Source organism: Pseudomonas sp. P39-UII1, assembly GCF_039672635.1.
Classification (GTDB): domain Bacteria; phylum Pseudomonadota; class Gammaproteobacteria; order Pseudomonadales; family Pseudomonadaceae; genus Aquipseudomonas.
Genome location: NZ_JBDFPP010000013.1, coordinates 42150 through 63784, shown reverse-complemented (window position 1 = coordinate 63784; position 21635 = coordinate 42150). Strand labels below are relative to the sequence as shown.

Sequence of the window (21635 nt, the reverse complement as noted above, 5' to 3'; positions counted from 1 at the left end):
GACCACCGGCTTTTCATGCCGCCGGACAAAGCAGGCATAATACCGCGCCTTCTACACTCAAGCGCATTTTCAGCGATTGCCGGACGCCCCATTGAAGCAGGACCATGCCCCCACCGTATCGCCCCGTCCCTCGGCTTGCCCGGGGTTGTGGCGTATCGTCAGCGCCCTCGATGGCGGGATCTGCCGGGTCAAGCTGCCTGGCGGGCTGCTGCTCGCCGACCAGGCCGATGCGGTGGCGGAGGCTGCCGAGCGTTTCGCCACCGGCGTGATCGAGGCGACCAACCGCGCCAACCTGCAAATTCGCGGTATTGGCGATGACCACCGGCACCTGATCGACGGCCTGTTGGCAGCAGGCCTTGGCCCGCGTGATGCCGCCAGCGACGATGTGCGCAATCTCATGCTCAGCCCCCTGGCCGGGCATGACCCGTCGACGGTGCTGGATGTGCGGCCTTTGGCCGATCAGGTTCTCGACCTGTTGCAAGGCACGCCGCGCTTTCACCAACTGTCGGCCAAGTTCGCCGTGCAGCTGGACGGCGGCGAAGGCCTGGCGATGCTCGAACACCCTCACGACCTGTGGCTGTCGGCCATGCGCCTTGAACAACGTACCTGGCTGGCGTTCGGCCTGGCCGGCTGCCCGGGCGATGGCCAGGTAGTCGGTGCAGTGCCGGTGGAGCAGGGGCTGGCGCTGGTGCGGGCCGTACTCGGGCGTTTCCTCGATCTGGCTCGCCCGGATCAGGCGCGCATGCGGCAGTTGCTGGAACATTGCACTGTGGACTGTTTCATCGACGGGCTTGGGCTGGATGTGCGCCGCGATGCTGCAGTGCTTGGCTGGCGGCGCGTGGCAGGCAACAGCGGGTGGCTCGGTGCAGTGCCTCAGCAGCAAGGCGTGGCGCTGGGCATCGCCCCACCGCTTGGCCGGCTGACCGCCGATATGCTGCGCGGCGCGGCGCATGTTGCCCGCCAGCACGGCGATGGCAGCCTGCGCCTGACCCCTTGGCAAAGCCTGATGCTGCCCAATATCGCCCCCACAAGCCTCACCCAGGCGCAACACACATTGGCGAGCCTGGGCCTGCTCTGCCACAGCGATGCACCCTTGGCCCGCCTGGTCGCCTGCACCGGCGCCAGCGGCTGCGCCAAGGCGCAGGGCGATACCAAAGCCGATGCCGTGCGCCTGGCCGCGCTGGTGCCCGCAGGCGCCCCTGCCAGCGTGCACCTCTCCGGCTGCCCCCGTTCCTGCGCCGTGGCCCATGTCGCCCCGGCCACGCTGCTGGCCCGTTCACCGGGCCGCTATGACCTTTATTTGCGTGACGCGCGCCTGCCGGGCTTCGGCGCCCTGCGCGGCACCGACCTCACCTTGAATGAGGCAGGCGCCATGCTCGCCCTGCCGACGGAGCACCTTGATGATTGATTACATCCGCGATGGTCAGGAGATCTATCGCAATTCCTTCCGGATCATCCGTGAGGAAGCCCGACTCGAGCGGATACCCGCAGACCTCGAGAAGCTCGCCGTGCGTGTGATCCACGCCTGCGGCATGGTCGAGGCCATCGATGGCCTGCAGTTCTCCGAAGGCGCCGGCCGCGCCGGGCGCGAAGCCCTGGCCAACGGCGCGCCGATCCTCTGCGACGCGCACATGGTCGCCGAAGGCATCACCCGTGCACGCCTGCCAGCGGACAACCCGGTGATCTGCACCCTGCGCGACCCGAGCGTTCCTGGCCTGGCCAAGGCTGCTGGCAACACCCGCTCGGCCGTGGCACTGGAACTGTGGCGGCCGTACCTGGAAGGCAGCGTGGTGGTGATCGGCAACGCCCCTACCGCATTGTTCTACCTGCTGGAAATGATCGACGCCGGGGCACCAAAGCCGGCGCTGATCCTCGGCTTCCCGGTCGGCTTCGTCGGCGCTGCGGAGTCCAAGGCCATGCTCGCCGCCGACAGCCGTGGCGTGCCCTTCGTGATCATGCAAGGCCGCCTGGGCGGCAGCGCGATGGCCGCCGCTGCAGTCAACGCCCTCGCCACGGAGGTAGAGTGATGGCGCCGCGCGGACGTCTGCTGGGCTTGGGCGTAGGCCCTGGCGACCCTGAGCTGATCACCCTCAAGGCCCTGCGCTTGCTGCGCGAGGCCCCGGTGGTCGCCTACTTCGTGGCCAAGGGCAAGCGCGGCAACGCCTTCGGCATCATCGAGGCGCACCTGCAGCCTGCGCAAACGCTGCTGCCGCTGGTCTACCCGGTGACGACCGAAGCCCTGCCGGCACCACTGTCTTACGAGCAGGTGATCAGCGACTTCTACGATGAAGCCAGCGTGCAGGTAGCCGAACACCTGGATGCCGGCCGTGATGTGGCGGTGATCTGCGAGGGCGACCCGTTCTTCTACGGCTCCTACATGTACCTGCATGACCGCCTGGCCCAGCGCTATGAAGCCCAGGTGATCCCTGGCGTCTGTTCGATGCTGGGTGGCGCTTCGGTACTGGGCGCACCGCTGGTCTACCGCAACCAGAGCCTGTCGGTGCTGTCGGGCGTGCTGCCAGCCGAGGAGCTCAAGCGCCGCCTGGCTGACGCCGATGCGGCCGTGATCATGAAGCTTGGCCGCAACTTCCCCAAGGTACGCCAGGTATTGGCTGACCTGGGCCTGGACGGGCGTGCGCTGTACGTCGAGCGGGCGACCATGGCCAACCAGAAGATCGTGGCGCTGGACGCGGTCGACCCACAGTCGTCGCCGTACTTCTCGCTGATCATCGTGCCGGGTGAAAAATGGCAGGGGTGAATATGCACAAGGCACCGGCAATCATCGTGCTTGGCGCTGGCAGCCTGGCTACTGCGCGGCGCATCCAGCAGCGGTATCCACAGGCGACGGTGCATGGCCTGGCCGGCCGGGTCGACCAGGCCGACCAGTATTACGACGGGTTCGGCGACACACTGCGCGCGCTGTACCAGCAGGACACGCCGATCATCGCCCTGTGTGCGGCGGGCATCGTCATCCGCAGTCTGGCGAGCCTGCTCAGCGAGAAGGGCGCCGAGCCGCCGGTGCTGGCGGTGGCCGAGGATGGCAGTGCGGTAGTGCCGCTGCTGGGCGGGCTGAGTGGCGTCAATGTCTTGGCCCGCGAGATCGGTGAGGCGCTGGGCGTGGCCGCGGCGATCACCACCAGTGGTGAACTGCGTTTCGGCACCTGCCTGCTGAACCCGCCCGAGGGCTATGCCCTGGCGGATATCGAGCAGGGCAAGCGCTTCGTCTCCGACCTGCTGGCTGGCGAGGCCGTGCGTATCGAGGGCGATGCACCGTGGCTGGCGCAGGCGCAGTTGCCGGCCAGTGAAGCTGCCCAGCGCACCATTCATGTCGGATGCACAGCCCGCCCGGCCAGCCGTGACGAGTTGCTGATCCACCCCCGTTCAGTGGTGGTTGCAGTGGGCGCGGGCGGCTCTGATCTGGTTGAGCGGATCAGCGGGGCGCTGCATGAAGCGGGCATCGCCCAACAGTCGCTGGCGTGCCTGCTGGCTGCTGAACAGGCCATGGCCGAACCGGCCTTGCAGGAAGCGGCCAGGGTGCTGGGTGTCCCGCTGCGTTTTGCCGCCAAAGAAAGCACCCTTGTCGACATGGCCGCCGAAGCACTGCCTGATGCGCGCCTGATCGAGCAGGCGGGCCTGGTCATTGCCGTTGCATCGGCGCCTGTCGACGCCAACCAGCTGGGCCGCAAGCGCGGTCGCCTGGCCGTCATCGGCCTTGGCCCTGGCGCTGCCGAACTGATGGTGCCGGCGGTCAAGGCCGAGCTGGCCCGCGCCGAGGACATTCTTGGCTACGAAACCTACGTGCGCATGGCTGGGCCGTTCCGCGACGACCAAGTGCAACATTGCACCGACAACCGCGAAGAAATGCAGCGCGCGCGGCACGCCTTCGAGCTCGCCGCGCAAGGCCGTTCAGTGGTGGTGGTGTCGTCGGGCGACCCGGGTGTGTTCGCCATGGCCGCAGCCGTGCTGGAAGCCCTGCACGCGTCCACTGACCCCGCCTGGCAGCGTGTCGACCTGGAAATCCTGCCGGGGGTTTCGGCCTCGCTGGCCACCGCCGCTCAAGCGGGGGCGCCACTGGGGCATGACTTCTGCGTGATGTCGCTTTCCGACAACCTCAAGCCCTGGGCGACCATCGAGCAGCGGCTGGACCTGGCGGGCCAGGCCGACCTGGTGTTGGCCTTCTACAACCCGATCTCACGTTCGCGCCCTTGGCAGTTGGGGCGCGCGCTGGAAATCGTGCGCCAGCATCGGGCTGGGGCTACACCGGTAGTCCTGGGGCGTGATATCGGCAGGCCTGGGCAGACGCTGAACGTGGTCACCCTGGCTGAACTGACGCCGGAAATGGTCGACATGCGCACCATGGTACTGGTGGGTTCGTCCACCACCTGCACCTTCGCACGTGCCGATGGCCAGCAATGGGTGTACACACCGCGCTGGTACCCGGTTGCGCCGTGAGTCGCAGCGCTAACCGACCAGGTAGCCCCTGATCCCGGTAAAGATGATCTGCGCCGCCAAGGCGCAGACGAACAGCCCCATCAACCGGCTGACGATCTGCAGGCCCTGTTCGCCGAGTATCCGTTCGATCCCGTGCGAGAGGTACAGCACCAGGCCCACGGTGAAGCTGGCCAGCGCGATGCTGACGATGGCCAGGGCCTTGTCGTCCCAGTGCGGTTGGCTCACCCCCATCACCAGCAGCGCACCGATGGTGCCAGGGCCTACGGTGAGCGGTATGGTCAGCGGCACGATGGTCACGTCCTGCTGCACGTTGTCGGCCTGCACGGCGGGTTTGCCCTGGGCCATGCCCAGCGCCGAAATGAACAGCACGCTGCCGGCACCGATGCGAAAGGCGTCGGCGGTGATGCCGAAAATACCGAAAATCGCCCGCCCGAACAGGTACAGCAGCACGCTGGCGACCAGTGCGGCGAAGGCCACTTTCCAGGCCAGTTGCTTGCGCTCCTTGCTGGAGTGGCCACGGGTCAGGCTGATGAAGCACGACAGCACGAAAAACGGGCTGTAGAGCACCAGCATCTTCAGATAGACACTGAACAACTCATGGAGCATGCAGTGTGTCCTTGTGGGGGCGGGATCGGCTACGAGGTATGCAGCGGATCGGCCTTGGCTTCGCGCTGGTTCGCCCAATACTGGATCAACTCACGCAATTGCGACAGCTCCACCGGCTTGGCCATGTGCCCATCCATGCCGGCCAGCCGTGCGCGCTCCTTGTGCTCGGCAAGAATGTGCGCGGTCAGTGCCACCACCGGCGTTCGCTGGCGCTGGTTGTCGAGCTCCCAGGCGCGCAGTTGCTGGGTGGCGGAGAAGCCGTCGAGCACGGGCATTTCACAGTCCATCAGCACCAGGTCGTAGCGCCGAGCCTTCATCGCTTCCAAGGCTTCTTCGCCGTTGCTGGCGGTGTCCGGTTCGAGGTTGAGTTTGCCCAGCATGCCGCGGATCACCTTGGTCGAGATGCTGTTGTCCTCGGCGACCAGTACGCGGAAGTCGCCGGGCAACTCGTGCGCGGGCGGCGTGTTGGGCAATGGCATCGGCACGGTCTGTTCGCGGCCGCGCTGGGCCAGCTCTTCGGCCAGGGTGGTCTTGAGTGTGTAACCGGCGACAGGTTTGGCCAGGATGCGCTTGACCCCGGCATTGCGGGCGATGACCTTGCTCGGCGCATTGCTGATACCGGTCAGCATCACCACCAGAATGTCGTGGTTCAGGCTTGGATCTTCCTTGATCTTGGCCGCCAGTTGCATGCCGGTCATGCCCGGCATGTTCTGGTCCAGCAACACCGCATCGAAATAGTCGCGCAGGTGCGCCTTGGTCCGCAGCAGGGCCAGGGCCTCCTTGCCGGACGGCACTGCACTCACGTTCATGCCCCAGGCACTGCACTGCTGCACCAGGACCTTGCGGCAGGTGTCGTTGTCGTCTACCACCAGCACCCGCGCATCGCGCAGCGGGCCGTCGAGGTCGGCCGGGGGTTGTTCAAGCCGCGACGGGTCGAGCGGCAGGGTCAGCCACAGGGTGTTGCCCATGCTGGTGCTGCTTTTGATGCCGAATTCGCCCTGCATCAGGCCGATCAGCTGCTTGGCGATGATCAGCCCCAGGTGGCCACCGAGCTTGTTGCTGGAAAGAAACTGGTGGCTGTGCAGCTCTGCCTGCAGCAGGGCTTCGCGCTCGGCGGCGGGCAGCGGCTCGCCACTGTCCTGCACGGCGATGCGCAGGCGCGGTGTTTCGCCACGCTGGTCAAGCGCCACCACCAGCAGGATCTCGCCCTGGTCGGTGTTTTTCAGGGCGTTTTCCAGCAGGCTGGACAGTGCCTGACGCAGGCGCGTCGGGTCGCCGCTGATAACCCGCGGTACTTGTGGCTGGGTGAAGCTGATCAGCTCGATGTTCTGCTGCTCGGCCTTCGCCCGGAAGATGTTCAGGCAGTCTTCGATCAGGGCGTTGAGGTCGAACTGCACATCGTCCAGTTCGATCTGCCGCGATTCGAGCTTGGAGATGTCGAGAATTTCGTTGATCAGCGTGAGCAGTTCATTGCCCGCGCTGTGGATGGTCTGCACGTAGTCACGCTGCTTGACCGACAGCGGTGTGCCCAACAGCAGTTCGGTCATGCCCAGCACACCGTTCATGGGCGTGCGGATTTCGTGGCTGATCTTGGCCAGGAACTCGGCCTTGGCGTTGATTTCCGCGTCGCTGGCGGCCAGTGCGCGGCTGGCGCTGAAGCGCTCTTCATTCATCCGCCGCAGGCGTTCGCTGACGGCGAGGTTGAGCAGCAGGCCGCTGGCAACCGCCAGGCCCAGCAGAATGCACAGCAACCAGGGCGTGGAGGTGCGCGTCAGGCCAAGCAGGGCCGGCAGCAGCACCAGGCCACCGAGGTTGAACACCACCATGGCCAGGCAGAACAACCGCGCGGGCGCATAGCCCTTGTACCAGTGGTAGCTGCTGACCAGCAGCATGCTCACGCTGCCCAACGCCAGCAGGGCATAGGTCATCAGGTTGAGCGGCAGGGTGTCGACGAACAGCAGGACCAGGCCGCTGACCGCCGCCACCAGCATTTCGCCCTGCAGCAGGCGGTTTAACTGCGGTGAGTTGCGGGGGGCAAAAAAATGCTGGGTGAAGTACAGCCCCGCCATACCTGCCAGAACCAGGGTCAGGTAGGCGGCCGGGGTTTGTGCGCTGTGCCACAGGTGCCACCAAGGGCCGCTGAGGTTGAGCAGGATCAGGCCGCTGAGCAGCATCAGGCCGTGGTACAGGGCAAGAATCAGGGTAGTGGTGGAGCGGGTGTACAGGAAGCGGATCAGGTTGTGCAGGATGAGCATCACCAGGCCGCCGAACAGCATGCCGAACAGCAACGGTTGGTTGTGGTTCGACGCGGCTACGGCTGCGGGCTCAAGGCTGATAGCCGGGCGCAGCTGGTGCTCGGACACCAGGCGCAGGTAGATATCCAGTGCCTGCGGGCTGTTGGGCAAGGGCAATACATGGTCGCTGCCGCGCAGGGTCGGGCTGGCGTTGCCAGCCTTGCGCCCATGGTGCAGCTGGCGTAACAGCCTGTCGCCGTTGAGGGCGTAGAGGTCCAGCTGGGACAGGTCGGGGGCGAAGACCCGCAGCAGTTGCTCCTGATCGCCTGGTTCGAGGCGATAGTGCAGCCAAAGGGCCTGTTCCGCTGGGGCGGCATCGAGGTCATCGAGCGCTGTCGGGCTGAACTGGCTGCGATAGCGATCGGAGCGGACATCGCTTAGTTGCAGGCTGGCCTGTTCATCGAGCAAAACCGACCACCCTCCGCCTTGATCGGCCGAAACCGGGAGCAGGCAGAGCAAAGTCAGCAAGCTGACGATCAGAGCTGTGGCAATCCGAAGCCGACGCACTACGAGATCCCTTCCTAGCCGATGTGCCGTGTATTAACTATGCGCGGCGCGCCAAGTCGAAGGCAAGGCCCCACTGGGGCCCTGTCGACGAGCCGGATGCCGCAGGCGCCAAGCGCTGCGGCCATCCGGTAATACTTACTGCTGGTGCTCACCGCGTTCGCGGGCAATCGCCCGGTAGCCGATGTCGGTCCGGTAGAAGCTGCCGTTCCAGCTGACTTCCTTGGCCAGGCGGTAAGCCTGCTGCTGCGCGTCGGCAACGGTGCTGCCCATGGCAGTGGCGCACAGGACGCGGCCGCCGTTGGTGACCACTTGGCCGTCCTTGAGCGAAGTGCCGGCATGGAACACCTTGCCTTCGATCTTGGCTGCGGCGTCCAGGCCGCTGATCGCCTCACCCTTGGCGTAATCGCCCGGGTAACCGCCGGCTGCCAGCACCACGCCCAGGCTTGGGCGCGGGTCCCACTGTGCTTCGACCTTGTCCAGGGCCTTGGCGAACGCTGCTTCGATCAGCAGCACCAGGCTCGATTCCAGGCGCAGCATGACGGGCTGGGTTTCCGGATCGCCAAAGCGGCAGTTGAACTCGATGACCTTGGGGTTACCTGCCTTGTCGATCATCAGGCCGGCATACAGGAAACCGGTGTAGACGTTGCCTTCCTCGGCCATGCCGCGCACGGTCGGCCAGATCACCTGGTCCATCACGCGCTGGTGCACGTCGGCGGTAACCACCGGGGCAGGGGAGTAAGCACCCATGCCGCCTGTGTTCGGGCCGGTGTCCTGGTCGCCGACGCGTTTGTGGTCCTGGCTGGTGGCCATTGGCAGCACGTTGTGGCCATCGACCATCACAATGAAGCTGGCTTCTTCGCCGTCGAGGAACTCCTCGATCACCACGCGCGAACCGGCTTCGCCGAAGGCATTGCCTGCGAGCATGTCACGCACGGCGTCTTCGGCTTCCTGCAGGGTCATGGCGACGATCACGCCTTTGCCTGCGGCCAGGCCATCGGCCTTGATGACGATTGGCGCGCCTTTTTCCTGCAGGTAGGCCAGGGCCGGCTCGATCTCGGTGAAGTTCTGGTAGTCGGCGGTCGGGATCTTGTGACGTGCCAGGAAGTCCTTGGTGAATGCCTTGGAACCTTCCAGCTGGGCCGCGCCCTTGGTCGGGCCGAAGCAGTCCAGGCCGCGGCTGCGGAACAGGTCGACCACACCGATGACCAGCGGCGCCTCGGGGCCGACGATGGTCAGGTCGACGTTGTTCTCGGCGAAGTCGGCCAGTTGCTCCAGGGCGGTTACGTCGATGGCGACGTTCTCGCACTTGGCTTCAATGGCGGTGCCGGCGTTGCCCGGGGCGACGAAGACTTTCTCGACGCGAGGGTCTTGGGCGACTTTCCAGGCCAGGGCGTGCTCACGGCCGCCGCTGCCGATGATCAAAACTTTCATGTCAAAACCTCGAATTCTTTCGGGCGCAAGGTAAAGCCCCACGCAGCAGATGACTGCTTCAGTGCGGCCGATTGCCGTAAATCAGTGGCGGAAGTGGCGCATGCCGGTGAACACCATCGCAATGCCGGCTTCGTCGGCAGCAGCGATGACTTCGGCATCACGCATCGAGCCACCCGGCTGGATCACAGCGCTGATACCCACTTTAGCCGCATTGTCGATGCCGTCACGGAACGGGAAGAACGCGTCCGATGCCATGACCGCACCTTGAACCTGCAGGCCAGCATGCTCGGCCTTGATGGCCGCAATACGTGCGGAGTTGACGCGGCTCATCTGGCCGGCGCCGACGCCGATGGTCTGGCGCTGTTTGGCGTAGACGATAGCGTTGGACTTGACGAACTTGGCCACTTTCCAGGCAAACACCAGGTCGTGGATCTCTTGCTCGGTCGGTGCACGCTTGGTCACGATCTTCAGGTCATCGGCGGTGATCATGCCGATGTCGCGGCTCTGCACCAGCAGGCCACCGTTGACACGCTTGAAGTCCCAACCGGCAGCGCGCTCGGCTGGCCACTCGCCGCACTCCAGCAGGCGTACGTTCTGCTTGGCCGCCACCACGTCGCGGGCAGCCTGGGAGATTTTCGGTGCGATGATCACTTCGACGAACTGGCGCTCGACGATGGCCTTGGCAGTTTCGCCATCCAGCTCGCGGTTGAAGGCGATGATGCCGCCGAAGGCCGACTCGGTGTCGGTGGCGTAGGCCAGCTCGTAGGCCTGGCGGATACCGCCTTCGTCTTCAGGCACAACGGCCACGCCGCATGGGTTGGCATGCTTGACGATGACACAGGCCGGCTTGACGAAGCTCTTCACGCACTCCAGCGCAGCGTCGGTGTCGGCCACGTTGTTGAACGACAGTTCCTTGCCTTGCAGCTGCACGGCGGTGGAGATGCTGGCTTCGCCTTTGTTGGCCTCCACGTAGAACGCCGCGCTCTGGTGCGGGTTCTCGCCGTAGCGCATTTCCTGAGCCTTGACGAACTGGCTGTTGAAGGTGCGCGGGAATTCGCTGCGCTGTTCAGTGCTCAGGGTCTCCTGGGCCTGGTCGATGGTGCCCATGTAGTTGGCGATCATGCCGTCGTAGGCAGCGGTGTGCTCGAAAGCCTTGAGCATCAGGTCGAAGCGCTGTGCATAGGTCAGGCCACCGGCCTTGAGGCCTTCGAGGACGCTGGCGTAGTCGCTGGCGTTGACCACGATGGCAACATCCTTGTGGTTCTTGGCGGCCGAACGGACCATGGTCGGCCCGCCGATGTCGATGTTCTCGATGGCGGTCGGCAGGTCACAGCCAGGCTTGGCGATGGTGGCTTCGAACGGGTACAGGTTGACGGCGACCAGGTCGATCGGCTTGATGCCGTGCTCGTTCATGATGGCGTCGTCGGTACCGCGACGGCCGAGGATGCCGCCGTGGATCTTCGGATGCAGGGTCTTGACCCGGCCATCCATCATTTCGGCGAAGCCCGTGTAGTCGGCCACTTCCACCGCGTTCACGCCGTTGTCCTTGAGCAGCTTGTAGGTGCCGCCGGTGGACAGGATCTCGACACCGAGCTGTTGCAGCTCACGAGCGAATTCGAGGATACCGGTCTTGTCGGAGACGCTGATCAGGGCGCGGCGGACTGGCAGGCGGGTAGTCTGGTCGGTCATTTCGGATTCCAATAACGCGGTGGAGTCAGCAAAAAAGGCGCCTCTGTTCAGGGAGCCGCCTTTTCTGATTGGGATTCTGGCTTACAGCAAGTCGTACTGCTTGAGCTTCTTGCGCAGGGTGCCTCGGTTGAGCCCGAGCATCTCACTGGCCTTGGTCTGGTTGCCCTTGACGTAATTCATCACGCATTCGAGCAGGGGCGCCTCGACTTCGGAGAGCACCAGGTTGTACACGTCAGTGACGGTAGCGCCTTCCAGGTGTGCGAAGTAGTTGTGCAGCGCCTTCTCGACGCTGTCGCGAAGGGTCTGGCCCTCTTCGCTCGGCGTGTTGAGGTGCTGTTTGAGGTTGGCGTTGTCGCTCACGGGCGTTGTTCCACTCACTAATGTCTCGGTCATCATCGTCATGCGGCCACCCCTTGTCCGTCCTCTGTCTCAAGGCTCTGTCGACGTTCGTTGAAATAACCGCGAACGTTGGCGCACTGCGCTTGTGTGTCTTCCAAAGCGTTGAACCGGGAGCGAAACTCCTTGCCGCCGGGTCGTGTTGCCAGGTACCAGCCAACGTGCTTGCGGGCGATACGAACGCCCATCACATCGCCATAGAAGGCGTGCAGCGCGGCCAGGTGCTCCAGCAGGATACGTTCCACTTCGTCCAGCTGCGGGGCTGGCAAATGCTGGCCAGTCCCTAAAAAATGCTCGATCTCGCGAAAGATCCATGGCCGCCCCTGGGCAGCCCGGCCAATCAGCAGGCCGTCGACGCCGGTGGCGTCCAGCACCGCCCGGGCCTTTTCAGGCGATGTGATATCGCCATTGGCAAAGACCGGGATGGACACCGCCTGCTTGATCGCAGCAATGGTGTCGTATTCGGCATCGCCGGTGTACAGGTCGGCGCGTGTGCGGCCATGCACCGCCAGCGCCTGGATGCCGGCCTGCTCGGCGATCTTCGCCACGTTCAGGCCGTTTTTGTTCGCCCGGTCCCAGCCGGTGCGGATCTTCAGGGTCACCGGGACGTCCACCGCGCCGACGACGGCGTGGAGGATCTCGTGAACCAGAGCTTCATCTCTCAATAAAGCAGAGCCTGCAGCTTTGTTGCAGACTTTTTTTGCCGGGCAGCCCATGTTGATGTCGATGATCTGAGCACCCGCTTCGACGTTGGCCCGGGCCGCCGCTGCCATCATCTGCGCATCACCACCGGCGATCTGTACCGAGCGCGGCTCGGGATCACCTTCGTGGATGCGGCGCAGGCTCGACTTGCGGCTGTTCCACAGGCTCATGTCGCTGCTGACCATCTCCGACACCACCATGCCCGCGCCCAGGCGCTGACAAAGTGTACGGAAAGGCTGGTCCGTGACCCCGGCCATGGGCGCGAGGATCAGGTTGTTGCGTAGTGTGTATGGGCCGATGCGTACCGCCGACATAGGTGTTCCCTGTTGTGGGGCCGAATCATTGGAGTTCGAAAAAGGGTTGGCATAATACCCGCTCTCGGTGACCGGATAAAGATGGATCTGGATAAAATCTGAACAACTTTGGGCTTATGCCCGATGGTTAGCGACAGCAGGCTGGCGCCGAAAACACGGCGGCCAGCTGCGGCCGGTCACTCCGGTGAGCGGAAGCTGAGGCTGTAGTTCACGGCCTTCGGCCCTGGGTCGAGGATATCCAGGGCGATGTGGATCGGTGTCTGGCTGGGCATTTCGCCACGGCCAGCCAGTTCACCCGAAAGGTATTCGCTGGGCTTGAACCGACGGCTGGCGATCAGCTGGCCATTGAGGTCGGCGAAACGCAGCTCCAGCAGCGGGAACGGCTGGGCGAACGGTGCACGGTTGTAGATGATCGCGTCGACGATCAGTGCGCCCTTGAAGTCCGGGTGGCTGCGTACCACCAGGTTGCTGCTCTTGATGCGGCCGATGTCGACCCGGGTAGGCACTTCGCAACCGAGCAGGGGGCACAGCTGCTGGAACAGCGGCCGGTACTGGTCCTGGCGGGCCATTTCGTCGAAATGGAACCACACATACTGGAAGGCCAGCAGGCCCGCGGCCAGTAGCGTGAGGAAGCCCCACAACAGGCGCTTGCCCCAGTTGGGCTTGGGTTTTTCCCAGCCCAGCTGCAGCGGGTCGTCGACAACATCGACCAACGGCTCCTTGCGCGACGGGCGCTCGCCCTTGGCGCTAAAACCAGGCTCCAGGCGCTCGCCGGGCAGCGGTTCGTCAGGGTCGTCATCCCGCGCCGACAGGCGGATATCCGTTTCGTCGTCATCACGGGCACTCAGGCCTTTTTCGTGGATGATTTCCTCTTCCGCTGGCAGCGGCTCGTGGAAATCGTCCACGTCATCGGGTTGGTTAGCCCGAGGCGCAGCAGGCTCGTTTTCGAACTCAAGGTCCAGGTTGCCGCCCAGCGTGGGCTCGGTGCGGTCCCCAGGGGCTGGCTCAAGGTCCAGCGGCTCCTGCTCCAGCAGCACCGGCGCGGGCTCGACGGCTTCCAGCGGCTCATGGTGATCGTCAGTTGCATTGCCAAACAGCGCGTCGCCATGGGTGTCGGTGGCGGGCTCGTCACGCCGTGCCTGCAGCGCATCGACAGGTGGGGCAATGCGTGGCTCGTCAGGTTTGCCGCGCCGTTCAAGGCGGGCCAGCTCCTGGTCAAGGTCGAGTTCGTCCAGGGCTTGGGCAGTGGCTGCCCAGTCTTGTGGCTGGGCGCCCGGGCGTTCGCTCAGCGGCGGTTCGGGCACGGCGACGGGCTCGACCACCGGGATGGGCGGGATCACGGGCGCAGTGCCAGCGCGGCTCTGCTCCAGCAACTGCTTCGCCGCATTGAACACCTGCAGGCACTGGCCGCAGCGGACCACGCCACGCGCCACGCTCAATTGGTGATGGGTGACGCGAAAGCTGGTCTGGCAATGCGGGCACTGGGTGACGAAACTGTCGGTCATGCGGCGATCCGGAGGGCTGTGCAGAGAAGTATTCTAGGCCCGCTTAGCGGCGGCGACCACTGATGCGCACCCAGCCGTCGCGTACGACGATCGGGTCCAGCTCGAAGTCGGCGGCGTAGGCTGCGGCCACCTCCTCACCCTGTTCGGCAAGAATGCCCGAGAGGGCCAGCAGACCACCGGGGCGAACCAGGCCGGACAATTGCGCTGCCAGCGAGACCAGCGGGCCTGCGAGGATGTTGGCGACCAGCACGTCGGCCTGCATGGCCGGCATGTTTTCGGGAAGGTACAGCGCCAGCTTCTGGTCGGCGATGCCATTGCGCTGGGCATTGTCGCGCGAGGCTTCGATAGCCTGCACGTCGATGTCGGTACCGACCGCTTCACGGGCGCCCAACAGCAGGGCGGCAATGGCGAGGATGCCCGAGCCACAGCCGAAGTCCAGCACCTGGGTGCCTTCGAGCTGTTGGCCGTCGAGCCATTCCAGGCACAGGGCGGTGGTCGGGTGAGTGCCGGTGCCGAAGGCCAGGCCTGGGTCGAGCAGCAAGTTGACCGCGTCTTTCTCCGGCGCATCGTGCCAGCTTGGTACGATCCACAGGCGGCGGCCGAAGCGCATCGGCTTGAAGCCGTCCATCCAGCTGCGCTCCCAGTCCTGGTCCTCGATCACCTCGGCCTGGTGCTCGGGCAGTTCGGCACCGGTCAGCAGTCGCAGGTGGGCGAATACTGCCTCAGGCACGGCGTCGGCTTCGAACAGTGCCAGCAGGTGAGTGTGCGACCACAGCGGGGTGGTGTTGAGGTCGGGTTCGAAGATCGGCTGATCTTCGGCATCCATGAACGTGACCGAGACGGCGCCGACTTCGAGCAGGGCGTCTTCGTAGGTTTCGGCTTGTTCCGGGCTGATGGCCAGGCGTACTTGCAGCCAGGGCATGGCGGGCACCTTTGGTAATTCGACAGGGGCAGCCCTAGGCTGCGCGAAGGCTGGCAGTTTACGCGAGTGCGGGGGGTTTGTAGAGGAGGGAGGGGAGGTGCTTGCCGTGGGGTTTCCCGTGTTCATGAAATCGAGCGCCGCCCGCGCGACGCATCGCGGATAAATCCGCTCCTACATGAGTTGCAATGCGCCATGGCCGGATAGGCCATAGTTGTCAGCCTGGATAGCACGGCGCAATTTTTCGGCACATGCATAAAAAACCCCGGCACAGGGCCGGGGTTTTCATGCATCACGCTAACGCGATCACTCCTGGTTGGCCAGTTTGTGCTCGAGGTAGTGGATGTTGACGCCGCCTTTGCAGAAACCTTCATCGCGCACCAGGTCGCGGTGCAGCGGGATGTTGGTCTTGATGCCGTCGACGACGATCTCGTCCAGGGCATTGCGCATGCGCGCCATGGCTTCGTCGCGGTCTTTGCCGTAGGTGATCAGCTTGCCGATCAGCGAGTCGTAGTTCGGCGGAACCGAGTAACCGCTGTACAGGTGCGAATCGACGCGAACGCCGTTGCCGCCCGGGGCGTGGAAGTGCTTGACCTTGCCTGGGCTCGGGATGAACTTGCGCGGGTCTTCGGCGTTGATCCGGCACTCCAGCGAGTGGCCACGAATCACTACGTCTTCCTGGCGGAACGACAGCTTGTTGCCAGCGGCGATGCTCAGCATCTCCTTGACGATGTCGATGCCAGTGACCATCTCCGACACCGGATGCTCAACCTGTACGCGGGTGTTCATCTCGATGAAGTAGAAGCTGCCGTTCTCGTACAGGAACTCGAACGTACCGGCACCGCGGTAGCCGATTTCGATGCACGCATCAACGCAGCGCTTGAAGACTTCCTGACGGGCCTTCTCGTCGATACCCGGAGCCGGCGCTTCCTCCAGTACCTTCTGGTGACGGCGCTGCAGCGAGCAGTCACGGTCGCCCAGGTGGATGGCATTGCCCTGGCCGTCGGACAGCACCTGAACTTCCACGTGGCGTGGGTTGGTCAGGAACTTCTCGAGGTAAACCATCGGGTTGCCGAAGGCTGCACCGGCTTCGGTACGGGTGAGCTTGGCCGAGGAAATCAGGTCCTCTTCCTTGTGCACCACGCGCATGCCGCGACCACCACCGCCACCGGCGGCCTTGATGATCACCGGGTAGCCGACGTCACGGGCGATTGCCAGGGCGACTTCCTCGTCTTCCGGCAGCGGGCCATCGGAGCCCGGTACGGTCGGTACGCCCGACTTGATCATCGCGTCCTTGGCCGAAACCTTGTCGCCCATCAGGCGAATGGTGTCGGCTTTCGGGCCGATGAAGGCGAAACCGGACTTCTCGACCTGCTCGGCGAAGTCGGCGTTTTCCGCCAGGAAGCCGTAACCCGGGTGAATGGCGGTGGCGCCGGTCACTTCAGCCGCGGCGATGATCGCCGGGATGTGCAGGTACGAATCCTTGGACGAAGCAGGACCGATGCAGACCGACTCGTCTGCCAGGCCCAGGTGCATCAGTTCGCGGTCAGCCGTGGAGTGTACGGCCACGGTCTTGATGCCCAGCTCTTTGCAGGCACGCAGGATCCGCAGGGCAATTTCCCCACGGTTGGCGATCAGGACTTTTTCCAGCTTCCCAGACATCGTTGGCTCTCCGCGAATCAAACGACGGTGAACAGCGGCTGGTCGAACTCAACCGGCTGACCGTCTTCCACCAGGATGGCGTCGATGACACCGCCGATTTCGGCTTCGATGTGGTTCATCATCTTCATCGCTTCAACGATGCACAGGGTGTCGCCTTTTTTCACCGACTGGCCAACTTCAGCGAAGTTAGGCGAGGTCGGCGACGGCTTGCGGTAGAAGGTACCGACCATTGGCGAACGGATCACGGTGCCTTTCAGGGCAGGTGCAGCAGCGGCAGCTTCAGCAGCTGGGGCAGCGGCGGCGGCGGCCGGAGCAGCTACAGGTGCGGCAGCCATTGGTGCTGGTGCGTAGAACTGTTGAGCAGCCGGGGTCTTGCTGTGACGGCTGATACGGACCGACTCTTCGCCTTCCTTGATCTCCAGCTCGTCGATGCCAGACTCTTCCAGCAGCTCGATCAGTTTCTTGACTTTACGGATATCCATTAATCATCAACTCCCAAAGGTTCGGTCAGGGGGCGTAAGTTAAAAAACGTATCTGAACGTTTCTCTCGAACCCCGGCCCACTCAGGCCAGGGTTTCAATCATCAGGGCTGTGCGTTGGCAGCCAGTTGTTCCAGCGCGGCTTCCAGGGCCAGGCGGTAACCGCTGGCGCCCAGACCGCAGATCACACCTACGGCTGCATCGGAGAAGTAGGAGTGATGACGGAACGGTTCGCGTTTGTGCACGTTGGACAGGTGCACTTCGATGAATGGGATGCTCACCGCAAGCAATGCGTCACGTAATGCGACACTTGTGTGGGTGAAAGCAGCCGGATTGATCAGGATGAAGTCCACACCCTCGTTGCGTGCGGCATGAATACGGTCGATCAGTTCGTACTCGGCATTGCTCTGCAGGTACTGCAGATGGTGGCCTGCGGCGCGGGCGCGTTGCTCCAGGTCCTGGTTGATCTGGGCCAGGGTCACGGCGCCGTAGTGGCCCGGCTCGCGGGTACCGAGCAGGTTCAGGTTGGGGCCGTGGAGCACCAGTAGCGTTGCCATCTGCGGATTCCTTGGATTTGTAGGGCAATTCGACACAGCGCGGCGAGTGTGCCGCAAAGCGACGGCAAGTGTCCAGTTCCCGGCAATAGCCAGCACGATGTCCGAGGTTCGCGCGAAGTATGTGACCGAATAATTAAATCCGGTCACTCATGCGCAGATTTTCCCGGCACGCGGGAAGTTATAGACCGAGTTTGCTGCGCACGCGCGTCAGAGTGCTGGCAAATTCGCCGGCGTTTATCTCGCCAACCACCCGATCGTCGGTGATTTCGCTACCGTTAGCTGCAAAGAACAATAGCGCTGGCGGGCCGAACAGCTGGTAACGATCCAGCAGCGCGCGTTGTTCGGCGTTGCTTTCGGTGATGTCGAAACGCAACAGCTTGAATGCGCCCAGCTGCGGTTGAACCTGTGGCGCATTGAGCACTTCATGCTCGATGACCTTGCAACTGATGCACCAGTCCGCGTACCAGTCCAGCAGTACCGGCTGGCCGGCCGCCTTGGCCTGGGCCAGGGCGGCGTCGAGTGCTGCAGGTGTGGTGAGGGTCTGCCAGGCGTCCGTTGCAGCTGCCGGGCTGTTGCCTGCCGCTGCGTGGGTGGGCGCGGGCAGCGGGCGCAGCGGGTCGCCCTGGCCATTGAGGGCGCCGTACCAACAGGCCAGGGCATACACTAGCAGGGCCAGGCCGAGCAGTTGCGCCAGGCGTTGGCGCGGGGGCTTGATCACGAACTCCAGGGCACCCAGGAACAGCGCTACGCCGGCACTCAGGAAGCCGACCAGCAGCAAGGTGACGGGGCCCGGCAGTACACGGCTGAGCAAACCGATGGCCAGGCCCAGCAGCAGCACGCCAATGGCGTTTTTCACGGTGTTCAGCCAAGGGCCACTCTTGGGCAGCCAGGCCGCGCCACCGGTGGCGATCAGCAACAACGGCGCGCCCATGCCCAAGCCGAGAGCGAACAGCTTCAGCGCACCGCCCAAGGCGTCGCCGCTGGCGCTGATGTACAGCAAGGCGCCGGCCAGTGGCGCCGAAACACATGGCGAAACCAGCAGGCTCGACAGCACACCCAGCACCGCCGCACCCAGCAACGAGCCGCCCTTGGTGCGGTGGGCGAGTGTGTCCAGGCGCTTGCTCAAGGCTTGCGGTAGCTTCAGCTCGAACAGGCCGAACATGGCGAGGGCGAACAGCACGAAGAACAGCGCGAACGGCACCAGTACCCAAGCCGATTGCAGCCGCGCCTGCAGGTTCAAGCCCGCGCCGAAAAGGCCCATCAGCGCGCCCAGCACAGCGAAGCTGGCGGCCATCGGAACCACGTAAGCCAACGACAGGGCGAACCCGCGCAGGCCTCCTGCCTGGCCACGCATGACCACGCCTGAGAGGATCGGCAGCATCGGCAGCACGCACGGGGTGAAGGTCAGGCCAACGCCGGCGAGGAAGAACAGTAGTAGCGACTTCCAGCTCCAGCTGTGCTCGCTGACCGTCGCCGCTGCACCGGCCGCAACGCCACCTTCGCCATCGATATTCAGGCGTTCGGTTTCCGGTGGGTAACACAGGCCCTTGTCGGCGCAGCCCTGGTAGCCCACCAGCAGGGTGAACGCGCGGGGGTCGGTGCGCGGCAGTTCGATGTCGACTACACCGTGATACACCTCGACGTCGCCGAAGAATTCATCATGCTTGGCCTCGCCCGCAGGGATGACGGGCGCGCCCAGCGCGACGTCCGCAGGCTCGGTGCGGAACTGGAACCGATGGCGGTAAAGGTAATAGCCATCGGTGGCGACGAAGCGCAGTTTGACGGTTTGCGCATCGGCCTTGACCAGGCTGAGCTTGAACGCTTCGTGTACCGGCAGGAAGTCTGCGCTGTTGCTCAGAGAGGCGGCGCCGAGGGTAGCGCTGGGGCGGTTGTCGAGCAGGCCCGAGGCGAAGGCAGGGCTGGCCAGCAGCAGGAACAGCAGGAAAAACAGGCGGCGCATGGCGGACTCGCGAGGTGGAACATGGCGGGCATGATAGCGGAGTTGGGGCGCGTTGGGGCCATGCTCCCACAAGGCCGTTCCCACATGGGGCGGCGCAGCATTTCTCAGACCCTGAACGCGCCCACCGCTCGGTTCAGCTCACCGCCGAGGGTCAACAGCTGCTCGCCGTGCTCGCGCCCCTCGCCGATGCGCTGCAGGTTGTCTTCACCCAATTCATGAATTCGCTCGCTGTGCCCACGGATCTCGCTGACCGCGCCGCTCTGCTGCGCGGTGACATCGGCGATGCGCACCGCAGTATCGGCAATGGTGCGGATTGCGTTGACGATCTCATCGAGCGCGCCATCGGCTGCCTGGGCTTTGTCAGCCGTGGCTTCGGCGTGTTCGAGCTGCGCCCGCATGCCCGCCACCGATTCGCGCGCGGCCAACTGCAGCCGGTCGATCAATGCCTGGATCTCGCCGGTGGCGCCTGTGGTGCGTTGCGCCAGCGAGCGTACTTCGTCGGCCACCACCGCAAAACCCCGGCCCATCTCGCCCGCACGGGCGGCTTCGATGGCAGCGTTGAGTGCCAGCAGGTTGGTCTGTTCGGCAATCGACCTGATCACGGTCAGCACACCGCCAATGGTGGCTGATTCCTCCGCCAGCTGTTCGATCATGCGGGCGTTGCCCTGCACTTCGTCGACCAGTGCCCGCAGGCCGGAAAGGCTCTGGCCGATCACCGTCTGGCCTTGTTCCACGGCACGGCCGGCATCGCGGCTGGCATCGGCGGCAGCGCTGGCATCACCAGCCACTTGCTGGATGGTCGCTTCCAGTTCGCCCAAGGCATCGCGGATCTGCCCGGTGTCGCCCGCCTGGCGCTCGGCGCCGTCGTGCAGGGCGGCGCTCATGCCTGCCAGGGCGTGGCTGCTGCCGGCGACCTGTTCGGCGTTGTGGCGGATGGTGCCAACCAGCTCCACCAGGTACTGGCGCAGGCGGTTGAGCGATTCCTCGATGTCGTGCAGTTCGCGGTTGGTCTTGCCCAAGGCTATGGGGGCGGCGAAATCGCCCTCGGCCCAAGCGGACAACCCGGGGGCCAGACTGGTCAGGGTACGTGTCAGGCGTCGCTGCAAGGTGTCGATGAGCAGCGCGATCAGCAGGATCAGGCCAATCATCAGCCCCTGCATGATGCGCACTTCGCTGGCGATCTTCGCGTGCTGTGCTCGCACTTCCGGCTCCAGGCCGGCGATGGCCTGTTGCACGGCGTCGAGCCGTTCGTTGGTGCTAGTGGCCAAAGCGGTGCGCTGCTCGATCTGCGCGCGGGTGCGCTGCAGTTCGCCGGGGTAGCGGTTGAGCAGGCTTTGCAGTTCGCGCTTGAGGCCGACGGCGACGTCTTCCTGCTGCTCGCTGGCCTGGGTTTCCAGGCCCAGCAGGGCGGCGAAGTCATCGGCATTGGATTCGGCCGCGCGCGTCACCCCCAGTAGCGGCAGGCCTTCTATGACCTGGGCCTGCGCGCGGATCAGTTGAAGCTCGCGCTCCACCTCGTCAGCCAGTTCGGCGCGGCCACTGCTGACCAGTTTTTCCCGCGCCAGCGACAGGCGGCCCAGGTGCACGCTGGCGTCGAGCAACGGCAGCAGATAGCGGCCGGCTTCGCTGTTGCCGCTGTCACGCGCATAGCCGGCCAGCTGCTCGAAGTTGCCACCCAGCTCACGTTCGGCCTGCAACAGCAAAGCCTGCGGGTCGCCGGCCAACTTGCCGGCGGCAAGCAGTTCGTTGGCGGCATACGCCTGCAGGGTGTCCAGGCTCGGGCGCAATTTGCTGGCAAGTGCGTCGGGCCAATCGGTCAGTGCGGCCTGCAATTGCTGGTTGGCGTCTATTGCGGCCGCATGGCGCAGCGCGTCGCCACTGCCCAGGTAGGCCTGGATGTTGCGGGCAGCCTGGTTCTGGAACTGTTGCGACAGGCCCAGGTAGCGTTCCATCAATTGATAGGGCCGTTCCAGGGCGCGCTGCGACCACCACAGGGTGGCGCCCAAGGCGATACACACAGTCACCAGCAACAGGGTGTTGAAATTGGTCAGCCACTTCAGGCGCATAGCCGCGAACTTCCTGCGGGGGAGTGAAGATAGGTGCCTGAAGTTATTGCTATTTTGTGACGTGGTGATGACGGTGGTGGCTTATTGCTATGTTGT

The 21635-nt window shown here is 64.4% G+C and carries 17 protein-coding genes; 4 read left to right on the top strand and 13 right to left on the bottom strand.

Annotation, left to right across the window (positions count from 1 at the left end):
* Window positions 1–76: 76 nt before the first annotated feature.
* The 4 genes from cobG to cobJ are packed head-to-tail and all read left to right on the top strand — an operon-like array spanning window position 77 to window position 4452.
* Window positions 77–1408, top strand: a complete 1332-nt coding sequence (gene cobG / locus ABEH27_RS17350) for a precorrin-3B synthase (protein WP_346614754.1) — start codon at window positions 77–79, stop codon at window positions 1406–1408.
* Window positions 1401–2027, top strand: coding sequence for a precorrin-8X methylmutase (locus ABEH27_RS17345; RefSeq protein ID WP_346614753.1), 627 nt, complete (start codon window positions 1401–1403; stop codon window positions 2025–2027). Before cobG ends, ABEH27_RS17345 begins: the two co-directional genes overlap by 8 nt.
* A complete protein-coding gene (locus ABEH27_RS17340; protein ID WP_346614752.1) occupies window positions 2027–2758 on the top strand; it encodes a precorrin-2 C(20)-methyltransferase in 732 nt (243 codons plus the stop codon). The genes ABEH27_RS17345 and ABEH27_RS17340 overlap by 1 nt, the downstream gene beginning before the upstream one ends.
* The gene (gene cobJ, locus ABEH27_RS17335) at window positions 2746–4452 is read left to right on the top strand and encodes a precorrin-3B C(17)-methyltransferase (RefSeq protein WP_346614751.1); all 1707 of its coding nucleotides are present in this window, start codon (window positions 2746–2748) and stop codon (window positions 4450–4452) included. The genes ABEH27_RS17340 and cobJ overlap by 13 nt, the downstream gene beginning before the upstream one ends.
* Before the next feature lie 9 nt (window positions 4453–4461).
* Here cobJ and ABEH27_RS17330 read toward each other — a convergent pair whose 3' ends face one another.
* From ABEH27_RS17330 to ABEH27_RS17270, 13 genes are all read right to left on the bottom strand, one after another.
* On the bottom strand, window positions 4462–5058 hold the full coding sequence (locus ABEH27_RS17330) for a MarC family protein (RefSeq protein WP_346614750.1): 597 nt from the start codon (window positions 5056–5058) through the stop codon (window positions 4462–4464).
* Between the two features lie 29 nt (window positions 5059–5087).
* Window positions 5088–7859: a response regulator gene (locus tag ABEH27_RS17325; protein ID WP_346614749.1), complete on the bottom strand. Its 2772-nt coding sequence runs from the start codon at window positions 7857–7859 to the stop codon at window positions 5088–5090.
* 135 nt (window positions 7860–7994) lie between these two features.
* Window positions 7995–9290, bottom strand: a complete 1296-nt coding sequence (gene purD / locus ABEH27_RS17320; RefSeq protein WP_346614748.1) for a phosphoribosylamine--glycine ligase — start codon at window positions 9288–9290, stop codon at window positions 7995–7997.
* An 81-nt stretch (window positions 9291–9371) separates the two neighbouring features.
* Window positions 9372–10979 (bottom strand): bifunctional phosphoribosylaminoimidazolecarboxamide formyltransferase/IMP cyclohydrolase, encoded by a 1608-nt coding sequence (gene purH, locus ABEH27_RS17315; protein ID WP_346614747.1) that lies wholly within the window; start codon window positions 10977–10979, stop codon window positions 9372–9374.
* Window positions 10980–11060: 81 nt separating this feature from the next.
* Window positions 11061–11381: a DNA-binding transcriptional regulator Fis gene (gene fis / locus ABEH27_RS17310; RefSeq protein ID WP_011535876.1), complete on the bottom strand. Its 321-nt coding sequence runs from the start codon at window positions 11379–11381 to the stop codon at window positions 11061–11063.
* Entirely contained in the window at window positions 11378–12391 is a 1014-nt protein-coding gene (dusB, locus tag ABEH27_RS17305; protein ID WP_346614746.1) for a tRNA dihydrouridine synthase DusB, read from the bottom strand. The genes fis and dusB overlap by 4 nt, the downstream gene beginning before the upstream one ends.
* A gap of 176 nt (window positions 12392–12567) precedes the next feature.
* Entirely contained in the window at window positions 12568–13896 is a 1329-nt protein-coding gene (locus tag ABEH27_RS17300; RefSeq protein ID WP_346614745.1) for a DUF3426 domain-containing protein, read from the bottom strand.
* Between the two features lie 43 nt (window positions 13897–13939).
* Entirely contained in the window at window positions 13940–14818 is an 879-nt protein-coding gene (gene prmA, locus ABEH27_RS17295) for a 50S ribosomal protein L11 methyltransferase (RefSeq protein ID WP_346614744.1), read from the bottom strand.
* Window positions 14819–15121: 303 nt separating this feature from the next.
* Window positions 15122–16477 (bottom strand): acetyl-CoA carboxylase biotin carboxylase subunit, encoded by a 1356-nt coding sequence (gene accC / locus ABEH27_RS17290; RefSeq protein WP_346614743.1) that lies wholly within the window; start codon window positions 16475–16477, stop codon window positions 15122–15124.
* A 17-nt stretch (window positions 16478–16494) separates the two neighbouring features.
* Window positions 16495–16959, bottom strand: coding sequence for an acetyl-CoA carboxylase biotin carboxyl carrier protein (gene accB, locus ABEH27_RS17285; protein WP_346614742.1), 465 nt, complete (start codon window positions 16957–16959; stop codon window positions 16495–16497).
* A gap of 101 nt (window positions 16960–17060) precedes the next feature.
* Entirely contained in the window at window positions 17061–17513 is a 453-nt protein-coding gene (gene aroQ / locus ABEH27_RS17280) for a type II 3-dehydroquinate dehydratase (protein WP_346614741.1), read from the bottom strand.
* A 178-nt stretch (window positions 17514–17691) separates the two neighbouring features.
* Entirely contained in the window at window positions 17692–19473 is a 1782-nt protein-coding gene (locus ABEH27_RS17275) for a protein-disulfide reductase DsbD (protein ID WP_346614740.1), read from the bottom strand.
* A 104-nt stretch (window positions 19474–19577) separates the two neighbouring features.
* On the bottom strand, window positions 19578–21539 hold the full coding sequence (locus tag ABEH27_RS17270) for a methyl-accepting chemotaxis protein (RefSeq protein WP_346614739.1): 1962 nt from the start codon (window positions 21537–21539) through the stop codon (window positions 19578–19580).
* Between the last annotated feature and the right edge of the window lie 96 nt (window positions 21540–21635).